General features: G+C 41.2%; 1 protein-coding gene. It reads left to right on the plus strand.

All coding sequences use genetic code 11. The features are described from left to right. Window positions 1-1005, plus strand: a 1005-nt coding sequence (locus Q8907_16980; protein MDP4275964.1) for an alginate lyase family protein, incomplete at its 5' end; no start/stop codon positions are given. Window positions 1006-1537 lie beyond the last annotated feature (532 nt).

The following is a 1537-nucleotide window of genomic DNA, read 5'->3' on the forward strand; positions in this document are numbered from 1 at the left end:
CGGACAATGGTTGTCCAAGGGAAAGAGCCCTGGAAATCGGGATATGAGTTGTTTAAAAAAGACCAGAGGGCTTCATACAATTATAAAATGAACGGCCCCTTTGAGTTTGTCTCGCGTATGGGAGCTAATCCCGGTGAGCCTAATTTGCATAAAAAGGCTTTTGAAGACGATTGTCTGGCTGCCTATTACAATGCTTTGCAATGGGTGATTACCGGTGATAAAAGGTATGCGGCCAAGTCCATTGAAATTATGAACGGTTATGCCCCAGCACTTAAAGGGGTTATCAACCATGACAAGGAGCTGATGGCCTCGTTGTGCGGCTTTCTGATTGTCAATGCAGCTGAAATAATACGCTATACCCATGCGGGATGGAAGGATGCAGATATTGCTGTTTTTGAAAAAATGGTTAGTACTGTGCTTTATCCGGTTATTGAAAATTTTGCCACCTTTGCCAACGGGAACTGGGATGCCGCCTGTATCAAAGGAATGATGGCCTTTGGGGTCTTCCTGAATGACAAAGCAATGTTTGACAAAGCTGTAAATTATTACTACAAAGGAGAAGGGAACGGCAGTATAATCCACTATGTGATTAATGAATCGGGGCAGTGCCAGGAGAGTGGCCGTGACCAGGGGCATACACAATTCGGACTTGGCTGTCTGGCAGAGGCATGTGAGGTGGCATACAAACAGGGATTTGATCTTTATGGTGCCGAGGATAACCGGTTGTTGAAGGGATTTGAATATACAGCCAAATATAATCTGGGTTTTGATGTGCCTTTTCAGGAATGGCTAGACCGTACCGGCCAATACCATCATACGGTGATCGCATCTCAGGACAGGGGGCGCTTTCGCGGAGTGTATGAAATAGTATGGAATCATTATCAAAAACGAAAACACCTGAATCCCTTCTATACCCGTATGACTGCCGATAAAATACGTCCGGAAGGATCACCCTGGACTGCTGATCATCCGGGATATGGCACTTTGCTTTTTTCATTGCCGTGAAGGAATGAAGAATGGCATTACTCCAATATCAGATTGGAAATCGAATATATTTTATCCTAGCCGGGATCTTTGTTTTTGGGTAATTACCTTGGAATTAATTGTGAAAAATTCCGGTATTTATTTTAATAATGACTGTAATGGAGATTGTACCGAACATGTGTAGTAATAATCGGATGGTAAATGGCTAACGTGCTTATTTATCAGGGAGATTAGTTGATTTGTGATAAAAGGTTTTGTTTTAGATTTACGACAATATCTTCAGAACTTGCACTAATAATGGGGGGCTCGAATCTTAACCTTGTCTTTGAAGACAGGAATTAATTCTGCGGAATGGATGTAGAAGATATATTATAAAGCAAGGTGTTTATTATCAGGTGCTTTATCTATTTTCGAGGGTCTTTATTTTTGATTGACTGATTGAAACTAAAGGCTTAAATGCGAATCAATCACTTTAGTCTTATGAATTTTTTTCAAAATATTTCAAAAGTTTAGGCCTCAGGACTTTGCTTACCGGTATTGTCCATTTCCCCAG

The organism is Bacteroidota bacterium, assembly GCA_030706565.1.
In the GTDB taxonomy this organism is placed as follows: Bacteria; Bacteroidota; Bacteroidia; order Bacteroidales; family JAUZOH01; genus JAUZOH01.